Annotated in this window: 1 protein-coding gene; it reads left to right on the plus strand. The window is 69.5% G+C overall.

Translation table 11 applies throughout. The annotated features are described in order from the left end of the window. Nucleotides 1-75: 75 nt before the first annotated feature. On the plus strand, nucleotides 76-999 hold a 924-nt coding region (locus tag QN345_RS19415), incomplete at its 3' end, for a rhamnulokinase (protein ID WP_323509162.1).

Below are 999 nucleotides of genomic sequence, written 5' to 3' on the forward strand. Positions count from 1 at the left end.
ACTGTGGCCGGCACACCGGCCGCAGTCGTCCGAAACGGCAACTCCTTTAAGTTCTGACGAGCAGAGAGCACGAAGATGACCACCAGCACGGATGCCGCAGTCGTCGCGGCCGTCGACCTCGGCGCCACGAGCGGCCGGGTCATGCTCGGCCACGTCGGGCCGAACGAGCTGCGCCTCCGCCAGGTGGCCCGCTTCGCGAACGGGCCGATCCGCCTGAATGAGGACGGGCATCCCTCGCTGCACTGGAACATCGTCGAGCTCTACCGCAATGTGCTCGCCGGTCTCAGGACCGCCGCCGCGGAAGAGCCCGCCCTCGTGAGCATCGGCGTCGACTCCTGGGCCGTCGACTACGCGCTGCTGCGGCAGGGGCGGATGCTGCAACTCCCGTACCACTATCGCGATGCGCGCACCCAGCCCGCTGTCGATCTCGTCCACCGGATCGCCACACCCGCCGAACTCTATGCGGCCAACGGACTCCAGTTCCTGCCGTTCAACACGCTCTACCAGCTGACCGCAGACCTGACCGCCGGCTCGCTCGACCAGGCCGACCAGGTGCTGCTCGTGCCCGATCTTCTGAACTACTGGCTCACCGGCGTCGCCGTCGCCGAACGCACCAACGCATCAACGACCGGCCTCCTCGGCGTCGGCAGCCGAGAGTGGGACGAACCGCTCATCGACCGGCTCGGCTTCGACCGCCGGATCTTCCCGCGCCTCGTCGATGCCGGGACCCGGATCGGTTCCCTGCTCCCTGACGTCGCCGGCGAGATCGGCGCCCGCGCCCCGATCGACGTGACGGCCATCGGCTCGCACGACACGGCATCCGCCGTCGTCGCGGTGCCTGCCCTCAGCGACGACTTCGCCTACATCTCGTGCGGCACCTGGGGGCTCGTCGGCGTCGAGCTCGAGGCCCCGGTGCTCAGCGCGGCAGGCCGCGCGGCCAACTTCACGAACGAGGGCGGCGTCGACGGCCGCGTGCGCTACCTGCACAATGTGATGGGC

It is taken from the genome of Cryobacterium sp. 10I1, from assembly GCF_035019805.1.
GTDB lineage: Bacteria > Actinomycetota > Actinomycetes > Actinomycetales > Microbacteriaceae > Cryobacterium > Cryobacterium glucosi.